General features: G+C 41.5%; 15 protein-coding genes and 1 pseudogene. 6 read left to right on the top strand and 10 right to left on the bottom strand.

Annotated elements, in window-relative coordinates; genetic code table 11:
- The 3 genes from LNL84_RS08555 to LNL84_RS08545 form a co-directional block, all read right to left on the bottom strand.
- Positions 1-1908 (bottom strand): sulfatase-like hydrolase/transferase, encoded by a 1908-nt coding sequence (locus LNL84_RS08555; protein WP_244356807.1) that lies wholly within the window; start codon positions 1906-1908, stop codon positions 1-3.
- A 446-nt stretch (positions 1909-2354) separates the two neighbouring features.
- Positions 2355-3266, bottom strand: a complete 912-nt coding sequence (locus tag LNL84_RS08550; protein WP_244356806.1) for a YadA C-terminal domain-containing protein — start codon at positions 3264-3266, stop codon at positions 2355-2357.
- 417 nt (positions 3267-3683) lie between these two features.
- Entirely contained in the window at positions 3684-4679 is a 996-nt protein-coding gene (locus tag LNL84_RS08545; protein WP_244356805.1) for a DUF1254 domain-containing protein, read from the bottom strand.
- A gap of 195 nt (positions 4680-4874) precedes the next feature.
- Between LNL84_RS08545 and LNL84_RS08540 the strand changes: the two genes are divergently transcribed.
- Entirely contained in the window at positions 4875-5693 is an 819-nt protein-coding gene (locus LNL84_RS08540; protein WP_244356804.1) for a LysR family transcriptional regulator, read from the top strand.
- 92 nt (positions 5694-5785) lie between these two features.
- On the opposite strand, the gene LNL84_RS08535 is transcribed toward LNL84_RS08540, so the two are convergent.
- The 3 genes from LNL84_RS08535 to LNL84_RS08525 form a co-directional block, all read right to left on the bottom strand.
- The gene (locus tag LNL84_RS08535; RefSeq protein ID WP_244356803.1) at positions 5786-6889 is read right to left on the bottom strand and encodes an ABC transporter substrate-binding protein; all 1104 of its coding nucleotides are present in this window, start codon (positions 6887-6889) and stop codon (positions 5786-5788) included.
- Positions 6890-6961: 72 nt separating this feature from the next.
- Positions 6962-8305: an anaerobic sulfatase maturase gene (locus LNL84_RS08530; RefSeq protein ID WP_244356802.1), complete on the bottom strand. Its 1344-nt coding sequence runs from the start codon at positions 8303-8305 to the stop codon at positions 6962-6964.
- A gap of 46 nt (positions 8306-8351) precedes the next feature.
- Positions 8352-8732, bottom strand: coding sequence for an FKBP-type peptidyl-prolyl cis-trans isomerase N-terminal domain-containing protein (locus tag LNL84_RS08525; RefSeq protein WP_244356801.1), 381 nt, complete (start codon positions 8730-8732; stop codon positions 8352-8354).
- 450 nt (positions 8733-9182) lie between these two features.
- On the opposite strand from LNL84_RS08525, the gene LNL84_RS08520 reads away from it, so the two are divergent.
- Together LNL84_RS08520 and LNL84_RS08515 are read left to right on the top strand one after the other, a co-directional pair.
- Positions 9183-9827 carry a hypothetical protein gene (locus LNL84_RS08520; protein WP_244356800.1) on the top strand — a complete coding sequence of 215 codons (645 nt, stop codon included), beginning with the start codon at positions 9183-9185 and terminating at the stop codon, positions 9825-9827.
- A gap of 386 nt (positions 9828-10213) precedes the next feature.
- Positions 10214-11935 carry a sulfatase-like hydrolase/transferase gene (locus LNL84_RS08515; protein WP_244356799.1) on the top strand — a complete coding sequence of 574 codons (1722 nt, stop codon included), beginning with the start codon at positions 10214-10216 and terminating at the stop codon, positions 11933-11935.
- A 136-nt stretch (positions 11936-12071) separates the two neighbouring features.
- Here the strand turns inward: LNL84_RS08515 and LNL84_RS08510 are convergent, their stop codons facing one another.
- The 4 genes and pseudogenes from LNL84_RS08510 to LNL84_RS08495 form a co-directional block, all read right to left on the bottom strand.
- Entirely contained in the window at positions 12072-12911 is an 840-nt protein-coding gene (locus LNL84_RS08510; protein ID WP_244356798.1) for a LysR family transcriptional regulator, read from the bottom strand.
- 179 nt (positions 12912-13090) lie between these two features.
- Positions 13091-13219 (bottom strand): annotated as a pseudogene (locus tag LNL84_RS08505) (carboxymuconolactone decarboxylase family protein); the annotation flags it as partial.
- Positions 13220-13478: 259 nt separating this feature from the next.
- Positions 13479-14399: an ROK family protein gene (locus LNL84_RS08500; RefSeq protein WP_244356797.1), complete on the bottom strand. Its 921-nt coding sequence runs from the start codon at positions 14397-14399 to the stop codon at positions 13479-13481.
- Positions 14400-14464: 65 nt separating this feature from the next.
- Positions 14465-15502 (bottom strand): LacI family DNA-binding transcriptional regulator, encoded by a 1038-nt coding sequence (locus LNL84_RS08495; RefSeq protein WP_244356796.1) that lies wholly within the window; start codon positions 15500-15502, stop codon positions 14465-14467.
- Between the two features lie 223 nt (positions 15503-15725).
- Between LNL84_RS08495 and LNL84_RS08490 the strand changes: the two genes are divergently transcribed.
- The 3 genes from LNL84_RS08490 to LNL84_RS08480 all read left to right on the top strand — a co-directional run bounded on the left by LNL84_RS08490 (position 15726) and on the right by LNL84_RS08480 (position 19947).
- A complete protein-coding gene (locus LNL84_RS08490) occupies positions 15726-16889 on the top strand; it encodes a glycoside hydrolase family 88 protein (protein ID WP_244356795.1) in 1164 nt (387 codons plus the stop codon).
- A 58-nt stretch (positions 16890-16947) separates the two neighbouring features.
- The gene (gene dctP / locus LNL84_RS08485) at positions 16948-17937 is read left to right on the top strand and encodes a TRAP transporter substrate-binding protein DctP (protein ID WP_244356794.1); all 990 of its coding nucleotides are present in this window, start codon (positions 16948-16950) and stop codon (positions 17935-17937) included.
- Between the two features lie 72 nt (positions 17938-18009).
- Positions 18010-19947, top strand: a complete 1938-nt coding sequence (locus tag LNL84_RS08480) for a TRAP transporter large permease (RefSeq protein WP_244356793.1) — start codon at positions 18010-18012, stop codon at positions 19945-19947.
- The last annotated feature ends 144 nt before the right edge of the window (positions 19948-20091 follow it).

Below are 20091 nucleotides of genomic sequence, written 5' to 3'. Positions count from 1 at the left end.
TTACTTTTCAAGGTGTTTTACATCAAAGTTATGTTTTCTAAGATGTTCAATTATCATTTTATAGGCAGTATTTTTATCTAAGGTATCGTGGCGACAGTGTCTAGTTTTAACATGGACACCTTCTTCAGTTATTATGGGTTTCTGGTTTGAATTGATATTAATAGAATAAATGTTTCCACAATATGCCATTGATATTCTCCCCAAAGTATAAAAAGGAGGGGAAAGATCAGCAGATACAGCACCGGCTTCAGCTTCATTCTGCTTTAAGCCTGGTTTTGCTCCGACTATAAATATAGGGTAACTAATATTAGGGCGATCTAGGAGGTCATACCCATCCATCCATTGTGGTGTTTTTATGTTCAGGTAATTTAATATCGTTGGAGCGATATCAAGCCTCTGGGAAGGTTGGATGTGTTTTTTGGCATATTCACCATAGGGAAACCGGATTATCAAGGGCAGAGTTTCGTTTGCAGCCCAACGCTTACCATGATCGCTATTAATTATTAGTATTGTATTGTTCAGTTGACCGACTTTTTCTAACATCTGATAGACTTCTTGGATATATGCATCCCATTGGTATATGGCATTGTCATAATGGTCTTCCATCCAAGTTTCTGCTTGCTCTTTCGTTTTGGTAAATACAGGTTCTTCATAATAGAACTTGGGTCCGTGAGTTCCGAGAAGGTGTACATGGGCAAATAAAGGGCGTTGAGCTGTGAGGATTTGTTGTTTAAGTAAATTAATTCGACTTTTATCAGGAGACTGCTCTGTCGGAGAATGCCCGTGTCCCAAAAATTTGAATGGATTACCCATTGGTGTTTGATTACTCAAATGAGCAAGTCGACCGTAAATACGTTGCCAACTCTGTTCAATAAATTGCATTGCAGAAGGCCACCTGAGCAAAAAATAGGTGTATAGTGGTTTTGCAGTAGTAATCAGATCACGATGATTCGCATAGTGGAAGGAATTGCGTAGCTTAAGATCGTTAGCGTCGGCATAGTGCCGAATACTAAGATCAATATTGTAGTATCCTAGCTTTAAAAGAATACCAGGCAGGTGTTGATACATATCTTGAGCTTTGAAGGTGTCTGGTCTGTAAATAACTTTGGTTGAAGTTGGATACTTCCCACTCAGTAGAGCACCAATTGATCCCGTTGTTGGCGATGAATTCGTCCAATGGTTATGAAAGATTAGAGTTTCATCAATAATACTTTCCAAAAATGGCGTTGTTTTTCGTTCATTTCCATAAACTGACATATTTTCTGCATTTATACCATCGGAACTTAAAATTATTATATTTGGTAGTTCATTTCTTGACTGACTATTATTAATATCCATGTCTATAGGAAATGGTGGGCGGTATGATGATAGAGCCGTTAAGAATGATATTAATAGGAGTATATAGGTCGAACGCTTAATAAAAAAGTTATATGAATGAATTATACCATCATTTGAGTTTGCCTGACTTACTCGAAGTATGGTATATATGAAAATAATAAAGAGAAAGCATAAATATGCATAGCGCGCTATCTCATTCGAACTTGATATTGATGAAATGTTAAACGCAATATATGTAAAGTTTTCAATTAGAAGGAAAATAGCACATGTTACTATTAATGATGGGATAGATAAAGCGATAATCCTAATGGATTTTTCTAGATAGAATGAACTCTGACCAATTGCGTAAGATATTATGGAAAGAGCTACAACAATAATAGTTGATAATGCAATAAGAGGTATAGGAGCCAACATTAGAGTTTCGAGACTCTCAAATGTTGTTAAATAACTTAAAAATGAAGGCTTTGTGAAGAAAAATAGCCATTCGGTAAGAATGAAAAAATAACAATAAAGGACCGTACTGATTATTACATTAGAATAGAAGTTTCTAGAGCTTATACCATCAATCAAAGCTGTCTTCCTAATAGAATTTATTATCTATAATAGGAGTCTATAAAAAGTAAAAGCTTGAACTGTATCGACCTTTTATAAAATTCTTTAAAAAACTCTACGCTTGTGATAATCGCAACGTGAATCGGCAATGACAACATGAGGTAGCATCAACCGAAAACAGTGGCTTTCTAGAAACAAATAAAAGGACACACACCTTATCACACACCTTATCAAGGTGAAGTTCAAGGTGAAGTTCAAGGCGGTGAGGGGCGTTACCTTTCAAGCGTTTTTAAATGGTCTAGAAGACACTTTAGGTGTGTGTCCTTTCTAAAGAGCAAAAGTAACGAAGACTCTCATTGTCTAACCTAGATAGGTCTCTCAGCATGGGGTCGTTGATCATTTTGATTGACTACAATGTGTAGTAAATTAGCCCCTCTTCTGAAGGGCTAAATAAGACTAGATAACTACTTAAACGTATATTGAAGACCCGCACCACCCGATACTTGAGATCTCGAGTAAGTACCAGATGATTCATAGTTCACAGTAAATGAGGCAGAAAGGTTATCTGTCAATCCCATGGCACCACCGACCGCTACCGCTTCTTTGCTACCAGCGAAACCTACACCAGCACCCATCGCGAATTCACCTTCTTGAACAAAAGGACGCGCGTTGGTAATAGCGTGCATAGACGCTGTCACACCATCCATACGCTCATCAAGCTCGTTAAGCTGATGCGCTTGTTGTTCGAACGCTGCTTCTAAGTTGTCAATACGGTCGTTAGTAGCAGCTAAGTCGTTTTGATAGCTGGTGCGAGTTGACTCAATTGCATCTCGAACAGGTAAATCAGGATTCGTTGCAGGAGGCATTTCAGGACGTTCTAGTTCCTTATCGTTTGGTTTTTCTGCTGGATTACCTACTGGCGGTGTAACCTCCGGCGTCGCTGGCTTTTCTCCACCTAAGTTTTCAGTGCGGTAGATCGTACCATCCTCTGTAACACCAACTGTGATATCGCCTTGATGCTTCTCTCCGTTGAAAGTGATATTACGTGTGCCATTCTCTAAGCTGTGCTCAACACCAACGACTGTATTACCTTTTGCATCGACAATCCCGCTGCCCTGCTTAAAAGTAAAATCCGTTTTCTGCCCATTCACTCGTACTGTGTTGTCAGAGAGAATTCGGACTTTGTTTCCATTGTCGCCAGTAATACGAATAGCACCATTGTTGTCGTTAACGCGAACCGATCCTAGATTGTTGGAGTCAAATTCCCAAGATGGATTAGACACCTCTGGATATTCAGGTAAGTGAATACCTTCGTCTTTCGCTAACGCACCAAAAGAAACAGAAGAAATAACAGCTGCGAGGATAGTTTTTTTCATGGTATAAATTTCTCAGTAAAAATATTGCATCAAATATATTAAATTCATTTTTTATCAGTAACCCTCAGTTAACGTTGAGGTAGCCGCAGTAGTTTCAACGGAATATTTATGTACCAATCCTCCACTACTTTTTTGTTATCGTTTTTTCTCCACTATCCTTTATGGAACACAGTATAACCTCTGTGAACTTTCAAATGGGAATACCACTGCCAACCAGACATGTCTATTCTAATGTATTATCCATGACTAGATTTGTCGAAACAGAAGCAAAGAAATAATCCTTCCCTGTAGTAAAAATTAAATATTCAGCCTAACCACGCTGACAATAGTGTTGCCTTTTAATTAAACTCAAACACTGTAATTTGTTGGCATTCATTTAGTTAAAAACGAATGCCAGTTAAACAATTAGAAATATTTTTATTTTTTCGTGACGCCTTTAAGAGAATACATTTCATCGGCCTGAGCTTTGACTTCCCATGCGTCGACAGGCAGATACATGCGGATCAAAAAGTTACCACCAGCTTCAACGGTAGCGTTGCTCGCTGAAGTGTCACAATTTGTGGTAAAGCTAAACGTGTCGCCTGAATCAATCATACTTTCATGAGAAATGTAGAAGTCTTCATCATGGATCCAGCCGTCTGCGCCATAAAATGTCGCTGACATATAACCATTATTATTCCAATCCAATGAAGGTTTCTTGATTGTCCAGGTTTGACAGCTCTCCGAAGTCACCTGTACTGGTACGTATTGAGCCGTTGTCATTGGCAAACCTCCCCAACCATATGCTGCTGCATACAGATAGTTATGAGGATTCACGTCCTTCATTGTTTTCCCGAAGGCGTCATGTCCAGCAATAGGTTGTTCTCCAGAATTAATACGGCGAACCAATTCTTCGCGCATCTCAATCACTTCCGTTTCATTAAAGCCTTTACTCGGATACGGTTTTGCTGACTTTGCATCAAACTTAAGCTGAGATTGACGTTTCTTGGTATCTTCATAATCACCGTTATCACGAGTGCGAGCTAATAGATAAACAAAGTCACCGTTAATATCATCAGAATCTACATACATCGACTCGCCATTCTTCACAACTTGGTGAAATAAGTGATGCTCATCGATGATATGAATTATCTGAAACTCATCACTAGCGGGCACAGTAAATGTAGCGCCTTCAGATACATCTATAATAGCGATGGAATACACCACATCGCGATTCGAACGAATGACTTGTTGATTATCAAATGACACCGGATCGTCATGCATCCAAGTATTAACACCTACTTTGCTTTGAACCCCAGAGAAATACCAGTCAGACTCTGAAATAACATAATTCCTTTCAGTAACTGAAATATCATTTGCCATTGAAGTTAATGAGAATGTAGATACCGCAATCGCTAATAACGTTCTTTTCATGTGAATAACCTTCTACTCGTATATTTAAACGTTCTGTATATGCAAAACAACTTGAGCCATTAACAACCTTAAAATGACAAACGGTATATAAGTTATCAGCTCAATTAGTTGATGCGAGAATTCTATATATTTTCGTTTTGCTAAACGATAACGCGGTCCCTATACTAGTTATAAGCACAACTTATGGATTAAAAGATGGACTACAACTTGCTCCAGGCTTTTATGAAAGTCTATGAATACATGAGCTTTACTAAAGCATCAGAAGAGCTCGATATCAGCCAAGCGGCGGTGTCTCAAAAGATCAAAAAGTTAGAGACACAGCTGGATAAGCAGTTGTTTGTAAAGAAAGGACGAGGCATTAAAGCGACAAGTTATGCTGAACATATGATGTCAAAACTAGAGCCAGCTGCACGTTTGGTTAAAGAGGCATTGGAAAAAGAACAGTTCAAAGTGTATGTCAATGAAACACTAGTCTATGACCTAAATGTCGATGCGCTTTTAGTGGATTCACCAAAAAGCGAGGAGCAAATTATCGAAGATTTGCGCTCCCGAAGAGCTGACATCGCTGTTGACTTCATCACGGCACAAGATGCATCAATGGTCTACGAAGTCATATCTGAAGAGCCCGTTCTCGTCATTGCTTCTGGTGCACATCCAAGGGTAAAAGGGGGGATTTCCCATAAGGACTACTACGAAGAACAACATATCGCATTGCAAACCAAAAGAAACAATTCCGATTTGATCAACCTAATTACAGTAGATCCTAAACCCAGAAACGTCGTTTATCGTAGCAACTCTATCGCTTCCCAAATGGTGTACACCATGAACAGCGATTGCCTTTCTCTAATACCAGAAAGAATGAAAAGCGTCGCAGAAAAAATGGGGTTGCAGGTATTTGAAGCACCATTTCCAATTCAAAAGATACCTTTTAGCATGGTTTACCACCGGAACTTCTTAAAGGATGAATCTCATAAAATGCTTAGAGAAAAAATCAAAGCCCAGCTAGAAAGATAGTCTCAGTTATCAGTTAGTTAAGTTAATTAAAGGGACACACACCTTAAGCGTACTCCATGTTTGAGCCAGCAATCGATCTGACTTACAGTGATTTAATCCACGAAATCTAAAGTTAATGGGTGAAATAACTCCTCGACACTAAGCTTACGGCTTGATAGCCCTTGTTCATAGGAGTATCTGAATAGCGTTTCTAATGTCTTAACGTTGTTTTCGTCTAAACCATAAGTGAAGAAATTATCGCCCATAAATGCACGAGTAGACTCTAGTTCTTGTACATACCAGGGCAGCATATCGGCAGCCCAGCCAAATGTGTTCATTTTTGAGTAAGCTATGTCTTTTGCTTCAATGTACGCATTGTAAACGGCCTCTGCTAACCAAGGATGTTGCTCAATGAGTTCGGTCTTGATCGCTACAGCATGCATTATTGGAAACACGCCGGTTTTTTCATAATAGGCTTGCTCAGCGGCCTTAGAGTTGGCGAATAGTCTCGCCACTTTTTTGTTGCCTTCAACATAAGCTTTGGGCTCGGCTGCATGAAACAGAGCGTCGACTTCGCCTGTTACTAGCAACTCAGATTCGTCTTTGCCGGCTGAACCAATGCGGATTGTCACTCCGTTTGGCGTCGTCGCCTCTTGTGCAGATACCGCGCCTGTAACCCCTTTTGAGGAATCAACATCGGATGCCAACCAATTTACGTTCTGCGGCGTAATTCCATACTCATCTTGGAGCATTCCACGAATCCAAGTTAAAGAAGTTGAAGCATAACCAGGCGTACCGATGGTTTTGCCTTTTAAGTCTTCAGGGTTATTAATACCCGCGTCGGTATTAATAAATATACTTTTGTGTCGAAAAACACGAAGTGGATAGATAGGTAGCAATGTGTAATCTCGAAACTCCTCATTCGCGTAGGCCAACATGTATGGATGAAGGCCAATTTCAGTTATATCTAGAGTTTGATCTCCATTGAACACATCATTGTTCATTTCCCCAATGCCCATCTTTTTAAACTCAAGATCAACACCTTCAATGTCTACTTGGCCAGTGAGAATTGGCTCTAATCGGGGAAACTGATATCCAGAAATCGTTAATTGAAGATTTCCTTCAGCGATCACTTGAGATTGGGTGGTTGGTTTGGTGTCTGCAAAAACAGTTGTTGATGACACGATCAAAGAAAGGACGGTTAGTTTCATTTTCATATTAAAATCGCTCTATGTTAAAACCCTTACTTTTCCTCCTGATAAGTTTGGGTTGCAAATTTAGGGTTTGTATTAATACTTCACACTGAACACGTGGCGTTGTTCTTTGCCCATTAACTTGGCTAATCGAGTATCATTAAAGCGGCCAAATTTCACTGGGTAACCATACGTTCGTGCCAAGCGCGCCATGCTCTTATCAATATGGGCGAAGTACTTCTTCCAGCCAGCACACAAATAGTTATGATTTGATTCACCGTTTGCATTCTTGATGAAACGATTTTTCGGACACTCACCGTAACAAGCAAACACATACTCACAGTTTCGGCATTCAGTGGTTAGTGTCTCTACCTTTGCATAGCCAAATTGTTGTTGCTTCCCACCGTAGGAAACCTCATCGAGATCATCGTTATGAATATTTCCCACTTTGTGCTCGGGGTAAACGTAATGGTCGCAAGAATAAAGGTCACCGTTTGGTTCCATTGCTAAGCCTTTACCACACACAGGGTTTAGAGTACAAAGCTGGCTGCTTTCACCAATCCAAGACGCTAAGTTTGCTTCAAAATACTGAATAAACACCGTGCCGATGTCTCTCTTTTCCCATTCATCGAACACCGCGATTAAGAAGTTCCCCCATGCGATATCTGAGACACTAAAAGATTCGACGATAGAGTCCTTATTACCCGGGATAAGACGTTTATCACCTTGTTTAATTTGGTTTTCCGCTTTCCAAGACTCGGTATTACTTTGCGGTGCATCTGTGCGAAAGGTTTTCTGTTCCACGATAGGGATAAACTGTATTTGTGTGGATTTCACAACATCACGCAAAAAGCGATAGACCTCGAGCGGGTTTTGGCTTGTGAGGTTATTAACGCAGGTTAGTGTTGCAAATGAGACTTTGTGTTTGTGGATCAACTCTACCGCCTTCATCACCTGTCTAAACGTTCCGCGACCGGAACGATTTTTGCGATGCGCATTGTGAAGCATTTCAGGGCCATCAATGCTAAGTCCCACCAGAAAATCATGTTCAGCTAGAAACTCACACCACTCATCATTGAGCAAGATTCCATTGGTTTGAAGATCGTTTTTGATCACTACTTCTTCGGGACAATACTTTTGTTGCAAGTCCACGACAGTTTTGAAATAACTCAACCCCAGCAGTGTCGGTTCACCGCCCTGCCAAGAGAAGATAATCTCTGCTGAGTTATGCGATTTGATATAGCGTTTAATATAGTTTTCAAGCGCATGCTCCTCTATTTTAGGTGTACAGCCTTTTTTGTATTCAAGTAGGTCTTGCTTGCTCAAGTAATAGCAGTAGGTGCAATCAATATTACAAGCAGGGCCAATCGGTTTGGCCATAATATGTGTGCGTTTAATTGGGTTGCCATTAAATGTATTTGGGTCTTGAATCGTTGTCATGGTGTCACCTGAGAAGCGTTGGTTTATCAGTAGATGTCGTCAATAGTTAAGAATTATCTTCTAACCTGGCTGCGGTCTGCGCGATGTCTTCAACTAAAGCTTCGAGCAACTCTGTGGAAGCATGGGGTGTGATGAGCATATTGTTGGTAAATAGATCAGTTATACCTTGAAGGACATAGTTCTCATCAACTTCAATACCAAGTTCAGCAGGAACCTCCAACTCCATTGACAGTCGAGCAGCCAACGTCATGCCTAACGCATAAGCTTGTTGTTGCTCTCGTGTTTGAGGAACAAGTCTTTCCTCTAAAACGGCTATTTCGTTCTCGGTACTTTTGACGATGCGTTCAGCAAGTGGTTCGTCTTTCTGGCAGCCTGCTAATAAAGCTGCAGACAGTGATAATAAAGTAACTTTTAGTTTTAAGTTCATATTAATCTCAAAGTTGTAAATATTATTAGTAGTAATCTTTGTTGGAGTGAACTATAGATTAAATTAGTTGTAGGTAAAATGAATATTTTTCATTTGATATTGTGTGGTGATTATTTTATCGATATATTCTTTATTGCATGGAGGTAAAAATACATAAAATACAATGACTTACAGTGCTTCTCTCGATGGTTGAAATCTCATATAAACAAAGGTGAGGTGATAACATAAGGATTCTTTATTGTTTGCTTCTTATATTTATCACAGTGTTAGAAACTGAGTGTGAATATTTTCATTTGGCTCTGATTGATATGAATTTTAAGTCGGTGTTACAGGATGACATTGTAAGATTGCTGTTCTAAAAGGTTTCCTAGTGAAAAAAACATTATAAACATTGCCGTTGTTAGTGTATTTCCCTTTTGCACGACTGCTCAATAACAAGAGTTGGCTGATATGTCCGACCCCTTAGCTGTCTATAACAGAGTTGGGGCTGGCGTAACCAACAACGGGCTTAACCTAAAGTTTGGCTTAGAATATGAAACACCTGATAACGACAAGCAATCAATGCATGTCATTGAAGTTAAGGGGATAGCGGGTGAATCCTTGGGTTGGAGTGATCACGACAAGCACGATAACTCAATTGATACGTTTCGTTACCGAAACTTCTTATTGGACAAACAAGAAAATCGTGGAACACAAATCGGCATCGATTGGAATTTTGACACTGATATGGGCAGCGCATCTTATAGTTTTTTACAAGGCACTCCGAAAGTAGGTGCGTTCCAGTTCTATCCATTGGCGGGCGCTGGAGTGACTGTCTCAGATGATAAAGAAGATGGTATAAATGTCCCAGGTGGTTTTGCCCTGATCGGGGTTTATGCAAAAGCAACGCTCAGTGATAATGTTTGGATAAACTACAACCCCATGTACAAAATTGGTATTGGTGGGCAAATGAGTGGTTGGGATCAGATTGACCACGAAGTGTCGGTCTCCTACAAAATCGACGAAAGGCAAAACATCTGCTTCTATGCAAACTGGAGTGACGAAACCAGTTTTGAAGATGGCGACTTTAGAGTGGAGTTTAACTACCAATTCTAAACCAACACACAGCGCTGTTTTAAACTGAATGAGCCAAACCTAGAGTGATAGGTTTGGCTTTTTTATATAATATATTTATGTGAAACGGTCTAAAAGTTGTCTACACATAAACCAAAGTGAGGTTTAAAGCAAACGCCGCATTATTTATTTACTCCCTTCAATGACTGATGATACGTCTCGCACGGACAGCAAGCCTTACCTGCATGGTCGGGCAGAGCAGTCAGTATAAAGCTAGTTTTTCATTGCGGGATGGCAAATGTTGAAAACTAGTCAGTCTAAAAAACGAAATAGACAGCTGACAAATAATTCACCTACTTGTTGTGTACGTCTTGAGCCAACTACAAGAAACGCTCACAGAATCGTGCATAACATACGAGGACGATACTGTGTTAAAACTGAATAAATCAGTCGTAGCGGCTTCTATCGCTACAGCGACATTCGGCGCAGCTGCTGTAAACGCAAACGAAATCATTCACGATGCGGAACACTATATTCTGCATGCCCAAAGTGGCGAACGCTGGGCGGTTGAAGATAAAGATCTTGATGCCAAACTGGCTGAGCTGGAAAAGCAATTTGGTACCAAGCCAAACATCATTCACTATATGTGGGATGATACTCCTTTAGGTGATGTCGGCATCCCAGATATTCAAAAAACTCGTGGTTACGAGACTCCTGTATTCAATCAAATGGCTAAAGACGGCGCTAACTTTATGCGCATGTACACAGAGCCATCTTGTACTCCAACTCGTGCAGCTGCATTAACAGGCCGCTACGCTGTACGTAACGGTATGTATACCGTTGGTTTCCCTTACGAGTATGGTGGTTTACCTCGCACAGAAGTTACTATTGCTGAGATTCTAAGTGAAGCGGGTTATAAAACTGCCTTCCATGGTAAAGCTCACCAAGGTGATACCGCTGGCGGCAACATGAACGAACAAGGCTTTGATGAAGCGTTTTGGACACCCTACAACCAAGTACCAAGTTTGTATAACGCTCGTGGTCAGCATGGTGCGCTAGCTAAAGGTGTGCTATTGCCAGAAATGTTCCCTGAAGATCCGTATGATTTAGATCCTGAGTGGCGTCCAAACGGTTTTGTTTACGCACTCGAAGGCAATAAAGGCGGACCTGTAACCGAATGGGGTGAGCCAACAGAAGAGTATTACTACAACATTGATCGTGAAGCGACAGACCGTACTATGGACTTCATGCAGCGTAGTGTTGATGAAGGCAAGCCGTTTTATGTTGCTCATTGGCCAACTATGGCTTCGTTTTTAAACATCCACCCATCCGATGAGTTCAAGACAACCAATGGTTCACATTTAGCTGAAGGCCTAGTACGTATTGATGCAATGTTAGGTGAAATTCAAGATAAAGTGAAAGAACTTGGAATTGAAGAAAATACACTCATTATAGCAATGGCAGACAACGGTCCTATGGTGTCTGGTGGGCCGGTTGGCTTTAACGAGACATTACATACGGGTGGTAAAGGCATGTACACAGAAGGTGCAGTTCGTGTTCCTATGCTAGCAACTTGGCCTGGCATGATTGAAGAAGGAAGTACTGTTGGTGACTTGCTTCATGTGACCGACCTATTTACTACCTTTGCTCGCATGGGTGGCGCATTAGACTACGTGCCAACAGATCGCATTATTGATGGTGTCGACCAAACCTCATTATTCATTAACGGTGACACCTTCAGCCGTCGCGACTATGTATATATCTATACTGGTGATGAACTAGGTGCAATTGTAAAAGGTCGTTACAAATGGCATGTGGCAGGCGCAGCAAAAGGTCTATCCGGAGCAGAATTCTACGACCTATATGCTGATCCACGTGAGCGTGTTGGAATGATGCTACAAATGTTCCCAGCAAAAGGTATGTTTACAACGATGAAAGCACGTCACAACATGATGATTGATGCGTTCCCAAATGTTGAACAAGAACGCGCAATGCCATTCGTGACTGTCGAAGACGCTCGTGAAGATGTTCGCAAAGCAGGTGAGCTACGAGTAGACGAAGAAACATTCCCAATCGACATTCGTGAGCACATGAAAAATGTTAAAGGTTACGAAAACTTTCAGGAAGGTACTTGGAAGCGTGAAAAATAATTAATCACGGCGAACCGGTATTTTGAGCCCTTACGACTTGTTGTAAGGGCTTTATTTTGTCTTATCTGCCCTGGTTTCAAAGGTTCACTTCGTGAGCAGTAGCCAGAAGAAACCTGAACATTATCTGTATGTACATCTATCGTGAACCGGTGATTGCCTTCCGTAGTTCGTCTCGCTTCGCTTTATGGAAAGGATCATTGGCAAAACGACGATGATAAATCATGTTGAACTTTATCTTTTGGAGTTCTAGCGGGATACTGTGGACACGCAACCCTATGGTAGGGGCAAACTCTTCCGCTACTGATCTGGTCGATGAAGCAATGAAGTCCGAACGAGCAGCGAGCGAAAGCATACTTGCGATTGAGCTTGTTTCAATTCTCACCTTTCGCGATTTAACGGGCTTATCGCTAAGATACTCAATGGTATTTAAGTTGTTTCTACGCACCCTTAACGCAATATGTTCTTCTTCATAATACTGATCAAACGAGAGTTGCTCTTTTATTCTGGGGTGGTCGACTCTGGTAAGACACACGGCATCTTCCTCATGAAACTCTTCGACAATCAAGCTATGTTGCTTACTCGACATGACATCGATAACCAAGTCGATCTTTTGAGTATAGAGATCGTCGATGATACTGGCTTCGTCAAGCGGCGTTTCACCTAAGGTAATGTTTTCTATATGCGCGACCTTAAAAAGTACCGCTTCGCTGCAGTAGACATTGAGATGATCTTGCTGACCATTGACGGTTTCAAGCACAGACATAGGAGATTCAATTTTGTTGGCAAGCGCTACAGCGGCACCAGTAGGCACAATTCCTCGTCCCTCTCTGACAAACATAGGCTTGCCGATCGAAGCTTCAAGACGTTTTAATGCTGCACTTACCGCGGGTTGCGATAAATCCAGTTCTTCAGCCGCTATGGTTATTGATTTATGTTTGTATACTGAAAGAAACGTAGTAAATAGATTTAAGTCCATGATTATCCGCTCGCCGAGTCTTTTGGCTACCGTATTCAAAGAATTATGTATAAGCAAGTGATTGTTATTGGGAATGCTTGCTATAGCACGAACTTGATGACCGCAGTACCTTAAGACATGACGATAAAATAAAAGGGTTAGCTTATAGAAAACTAACCCTCGTTTCGAAGTATTGTCGATTATTTGTGCCAAGTGAACTTTTCAAACACTTTATCTACAGGTGTATCCGCTATATGGTTTACGTAGTTGCTGATTACTTTTTGTGACAAACCCAAGATGACTTCAAGTACTTGCTGTGGACCATATCCAGTGTTAGGTAAACATAAAAGGACATACACTTCAAATGCAAAAGGACACACACTTCAAATGCACCCCAATAAGCCGATTTGAGCGCTCTACAGGGTTAACCCCACGACTCAGCAGAACGAAAGTCTTTGAGCTATCAAAGTGAAGTGTGGGGTCTGAGAAAAAATCGGCAGCATAACGCTACCGAAGCTCAGTGAACCCGAAAAGCGTTTTTCTGGGTTGTTCACAATATATAGTATGAAAAGCGTGCGACTGGATGGTTCACAGAGGTTTGGCTAGCAGAGCTGCTCCTCTCACCCCACTTGAGTCACCATATCGAGCCTTGACCAGATAAGGTGTCTTGTCTCTACTTAAAGTGAACGAATCGATTCGTTCGTTTAGAAGTGGATAAATAGCGTCAAAGTTAGATAACCCTCCGCCAAATACAACAACGTCGGGATCGAACGCATTGATAAAAGGGGCAATTGAGCAAGATAATAGGTTGGCAAATCTATCAACAAAAGTCACCGCATTATGTTGATTATTATGATAAGCCTCGATAATTTCCGGAGCAGAGAAGCGCTCCTTGTAATAATACTCATACAAGTCTTCAAACCCGGTACCAGATAGGTAACGATCTAGGCAGCCCACAGCACCACATTCACATTGCAATAAAGGGGCTTCTTTGTCTTTTGACAATACTTCAAAAGCCGAAATATTAAGCGGAGTATGACCAAGCTCTAGTGCCATATTGTTAGCCCCGTGATAACAACTCTCCTTGATCGCAAGCCCTGCTCCAAAGCCAGTCCCCAAAATTAGACCTAAAACATGATCAGAGGATGATAACTCATCATTTTTAGATTCGGAGAGTGCGAAGCAATTAGCGTCATTATCAATGTAGATCGGCCTTTCTATGCGACTTTCAATGAGGTCTCGTATTACTCGACCATCAATTGCCGGAACATTTGGAGCAAAGATCGTTTTATCGCGTTGCGATTCTGAACCTGGAATACCAATACCCACCCGCCCCTTACACTTAAGCGTAACGTCAGCTTTGTTGATAATGTTCACAACGGCATCGATAAAATTGTCAAAGCTATCTTTTGGTGTGGGAATGCGCATACGTAAGCACTCCGTCATGTCGGCATCGTAGGCTCTAAGCTCGATTTTTGTCCCGCCAATATCTAAGCCAAATAAAAACATACTGTTACAACTCCATCTTCTAATGCTAATTCATGTTCTTGTTAAAAATTACTCTTTGTGACGCTCTATTTTTGAGAGATGTCCTTTACCGAACCCCTTTCGACAACGGAGGTAGCGATAGAAACCCTAACACTGTTTGAGTTGGGTCTATTTGATATTTGTAATAAGGTACTGAGAGTGATCGCACAGAGATCATCCAGATCGCTAGATACTGTTGTCAGAGGCGGAGAGTTAAAGCGACTCGCATCTATGTTGTCAAATCCAACAATGGACAAATCGTCGGGTATTAGAACCCCTTTATCGTCGAGAACATCTGTCAGGCTAATTGCTATCATGTCGCACATACATACGACACCAGTACAATCCGAAAGGATTCCTTGGTCTATGAGTCCGGGTAGTAATTCGCCAGCACCAAAGTCAGTAGAAAACTCGCCTAACTCGGGGGAATAAAGTGCCAGATCAACGATAGCATCATTTGTGCTAATATTGTGCTCAGAGCAGGCTTTTATAAAACCGTCCTGACGTAGTAGGGTAGTATGATTAACATTACTCGTTATTAGTTTTATTTTACGGTGGCCATTTCTAATTAATAGTTTGGCTGCATTATATGAGCCCCAGTAATAATCTGGAGCTATACTTGAAATTTGTTGCTTTACATCAATACCATTTATAATAACACAGGGGACCGATTGCTTTCTTATTATGTCTAAAATTTCAATTCTATCTACTCCCAAAACAATAATAGCTTTAGAGTTAGAGACTTTTCTCTTTAGTTGAATTAAATTTTTGCCGACTTTAACCAATCGGATAGTCACTCCCATCTCCCTAGCATGCTCTTCCACTAAAGAGAAGATCCCACCAAAGAAGTTAGCAGATGTGGTGATATTTTTCTCAGCAACAATGGTAATCTCATCGTAGTTTAACGACCATTTCACGTTCGCACTTGGTCGTTTGTAATCTAGGTCGTTTATTGCCTTTTCTACCTTGCCTCTGGTGCCCTCTGCAACGTAAGCACTGTTATTAAGAACCCTTGAAACCGTTGCTTTGGATACTCCACTAACACTTGCTATATCATCTAGGGTTACCCCTTCATTTTTCTTCACAGACTCACCAATGAAATAGTTTCAATCAATCTGAGGTGAATCATAGCGTCAAAATCATCACTTTTCTCCATATCAATACGATTCACTTGCTTCGGTGTGACAAAAAACACATGAAACGTTTCATGAAATTGTGAATGTTGCAGTCGTTGTGTTGGATCACATTTTTCTACAACTTAAATAGATATAAATAGCGTCAAGAAATGACGATAAAGAAGTAAGAGTTATGTCTATAGAAAAATTAAATACCGATATTATTTCAAGTATTGAGCGAAACATGCCTCGTATTGGAATTAGAAACCCAATGGTCGGATATAGCCCCACTGAATATAAATGGCGCTATCCATCTAATATATTTTGGACTGACTCATTCTGGACCGGTGAGTTATGGTTAGCCTATTTACAAACAGGTGAGCAGAAATTCAAAAATCAAGCAAGAATGCGAATGGCCCACCTTGGTAAAATACTAGAGAACCCATTGCTAATGAATCATGATTTAGGCTTCCAATTCTCTTTGAGTGCCGTTGCTGACTACAAATTGACTGGAAATAAAGAAGCTCGCGCTCTTGCTCTTCGTGCTGCGGAAGCTCTACGTAATCGATTCAACTGGAATGGTAATTATCTGGTTGCTTGGACAGCTGGGTGTGAAGGTAAAGAGCACGCAGAAAAGATCCAAGGAAAGATCATTATTGACTGTATGGAGAACCTACCGCTTTTACTTTGGGCTTATCGTGAAACCAATGCTGAGTCGTTTAAAACCGTAGCTTTGGCACAAGCAGAAACCACTCTAAAACACATTGTCAGAGATGATTGGAGTACGTTCCATACATTTGACTTCGACACCACCACCAATGAGCCGGTTCGCGGCTGTACCTACCAGGGTTATGCTGACGATTCTTGTTGGAGTCGAGGTCAGGCATGGGCTATTCATGGCTTCGCTCATTTGGCCGATGTTGAGGATTCCGAGCGTTATGCGGAGGTAAGTTCAAAGCTGCTCGATTACGTCATTGACAACATAACTGACGACTTGGTTCCCATTTGGGACTACCGTTTACCTGCACATGAGCCTCAATACAAGGACTCTTCAGCAGGCTCTGTGACCGCTGCTGGAGCACTCCTTCTGGCATCAGTGTATGAGCGCATGGGTAACGATGGCAAGGCAACAAAGTACCGAGAATTTGGTTTAGCAATGTTAAACGCACTTCGTGAACATTGTGATATCACTCATATAGACGAAGCTCAAGGCTTGCTTAGTAAGGCTGCATCATTTGTGCACTTTGCTCATGAACACGACCTTGACTATCAAGCTAACTCAATGCTGCCTTACGGTGATTATTTTTACTATGAGGCAACACTGCGTGCGCAAGGGCACACAGAGCTATTTTGGTAATAACAATTAGGACAAACCAGACTGTCCAATAACCCCTACACATTGAAAAGGAAACATCATGAAACTAAAAAAACTCGCAGCACTGATGCTAACAGGTGCAGTGGCATTTACGTCTGCAAGCGCGATGGCGAAAACTTACAAACTGGCGACTAACGTTCCGGCAGATGGTCCTCCGGGTCGTCTTCTACAAGAGTTTTCACAACGTGTGGCTGAGGACACAGATGGGCGAGTAAAGATCAAAATCTTTGCCAATGGCACTTTAGGCGGCCAGGCACAGTATTTACAACAAGTTCAAAGTGGTGTTGTTCATATGGGCCTGATTAACTCTGCGATGATGGAAAACGTGCAGCCTGAGTTTGGTGTACTTAACTTACCTTACGTATTCCGTTCGAACGAAGAGTTCCAGTCAGTGATGGCAAGCGACCTTATCAATGAAGAGCTTTTCCAGACGACTCAAGACAAAGGGTTCGAAGTCGTGGGTTTCCTAGATAGTGGTTCTCGTAGCATTTATTCCACTAAGCCAGTGAATTCTATTGACGATCTTAAAGGGCTCAAATTACGTGTTATGTCTAGCCCGACCTACATTGAGATGTTGAAGCTTATGGGCACAGCACCAACTCCGCTCGATTTCTCTGAAATCTACTCTGCACTACAGCAAGGTATGATTGATGGCGCAGAAGGCGGTCTAGCCGGCCTTTACGAGCTTAAATTTGGTCAGTACGCCCAATACGCGATTAAATCAGAACAAACTCGGCTGGTCGACCTCATCATCATGAATAATAAGGCTCTGGCCAAAATGAAACCTGAAGATATTGCTACGATGAACGATATCATGTTGGACCTGTCGGAGAAGTCTTATCAAGTCGTTGCAGATAACGAAAGTTCTGCTTTAGAAAAAGCGCAAGCTGAGCTTGGTGTAAAAGTAATAGAAATTGATAAAGCGCCACTGGTTGCATCTATGGCGCCAATTTATGAAAGAACCATGCAAGATCCTGTAAAAGGGCCAATGTTGAAAAAGGTCTTTGATCTGCAAGGTCGCGAATACTAAGCAATATTAATATAGAGGGGGAGGCAACTTCCTCTCCATCGATTACAACTATAAAAATAAAAGGTAAGTTGTATGTCTGAAACCATCTCCGATCCGACTTTAGTACCCGAGCTTACAAACTGGCAGGAATCGGCTGTTCGTTTATACCAACGTATCGACAAGGTCATGTCTGTCATCCTGATGGGACTTATGGGAGCGATGAGTGTCCTAATAATCTATCAAGTATTTACTCGTTATGTATTGGGTAACGCTAGTGGCACGTCTCAAGAATTGCTTATCTATAGCATGATTTGGATGGCTTTCTTAGGCAGCGCGGTGTGCTTTGGCAAGGGGATGCATTTAAGCTTGCCACTGTTCTACGACAAATGTACAGAGAAAAATCAAAACTACATCACAGCCGTAAACTCGCTTTTGGTCATTATATTAGCCGTGATGATGATTGTCGGTGGTGTAGATGCAGTGGCCAAAAATGCGAGCTTTACAACACCGATGATGCAAGTATCTATGTCTGTGCTGCAATCAATTTTATGGCTCTCTGGCGGTTTTATCATCTTGCAGCAAGTAGGCCGTCTGATAGAGATCGTAGGTTTCAATACACATCTAGCCTTCAGCCTATTGAAAGCCGCAACAACCCTCTTTGTGATCGGGTTCGCCTATTCAACTTTTCAAGCTTCTGAAACCTACGAATATTTGGTTGATGAACATTTAGAAGTGTTCTCAACTATTGTACTGTTTGCAGTCTTTTTCTTATTGTTGGGTCTAAACCTTCCCATTGCTGTAGGTCTAGCCTACTCCGGTCTGATTGCCATGTCCTTGCAAATTGATGCCGACATGCTTGTCATGACCTCAAGTGAAAAGCTATTCAGCGGGTTAGAGAGTTTTGGCTTCTTAGCGCTGCCATTCTTTATTCTTGCAGGCAATTTGATGAACCAAGGTGGAATTGCCCGCCGATTGATTGACCTAGCTTTGCTCTTGGGTCGACGAATTCCTGGTGCATTATGGCAATCGAACGTAGTAGCGAACATGCTGTTTGGCTGCCTATCAGGGTCTGGCATTGCTGCTTCAACTGCAATTGGTGGAGTAATTAGTCCCATGGCAAAAGAGAAGGGCTACGACATGTCTGTCTCTACAGCTATTAACGCAGCATCAGCGCCAACTGGGATGATGATCCCTCCTACCGGTGTGTTCATTATTTATTCAATGATCACTAGCGGTGCAGCTTCAATAGCAGCGCTATTTCTCGCAGGTTATATTCCGGGCCTCATGATGGGTCTATCGGTAATGGTCGCCGCATACTTCTATGCTAAGAGGCTTGGTTACACCAGCGATGCAGAACCACAGCCAAGAAATGTCATTTTGAACACTATTTGGAAAACTGTTCCTAGCCTGACCATGATCGTTGTGATTATTGGTGGAATATTAACAGGAGTGTTTACAGCTATAGAAGCTGGTGGTATCGCTGTACTTTATAGTTTAATTCTATCGATTTGTTATAAGAGTCTCACATGGTCATCGCTGGCTAAAACACTACGTGACTCAGCTTTAACGTCTGCAGTTATCTTGTTCCTGATTTCTTGCTCTGGGTTGATGAGTTGGAGTATGACCTTCGCGAGCATTCCAGATACGATTGGTGAATTACTTATCACCGTGTCTGAGAATAAAATCGTCATTCTTTTGCTGATGAATATTACATTGCTGATTGTGGGTATTTTTATGGATATGGCGCCTGCACTGCTTATATTTACTCCAATTTTCTACCCAGTGGCGATTTCGCTTGGTGTGGACCCTGTGCAGTTTGGCGTGATCATCGTTTATAATTTATGTATGGGCCTTATTACTCCGCCGGTAGGCACGGTACTGTTTGTCTCTTGCAGTGTTACGGGGCAAAAAATAACCAGTATTATCAAGCCGTTATTACCAATATTCTTGCTACAATTTATAGGGTTAATGCTTATCACGTACTTCCCAATATTCACCATGGGGCTACCAACGCTTTTTGGTATCAATTAACCCATCCCTTAACGTTATTGATTTCGTTACTTTCCTTGACAGCCTGACGCGAAGGCGCCGTGCTGTCGAGGTGGGCTCCGGAACTCTAAATGGATAGTTAAGCGGAAATCGACCAAGGTATAGGTTAAATAAAAGGCTCTAAAG

The organism is Vibrio gelatinilyticus, from assembly GCF_022836845.1.
Classification (GTDB): domain Bacteria; phylum Pseudomonadota; class Gammaproteobacteria; order Enterobacterales; family Vibrionaceae; genus Vibrio; species Vibrio gelatinilyticus.
This window is presented reverse-complemented; position numbering and strand designations above follow the sequence as displayed.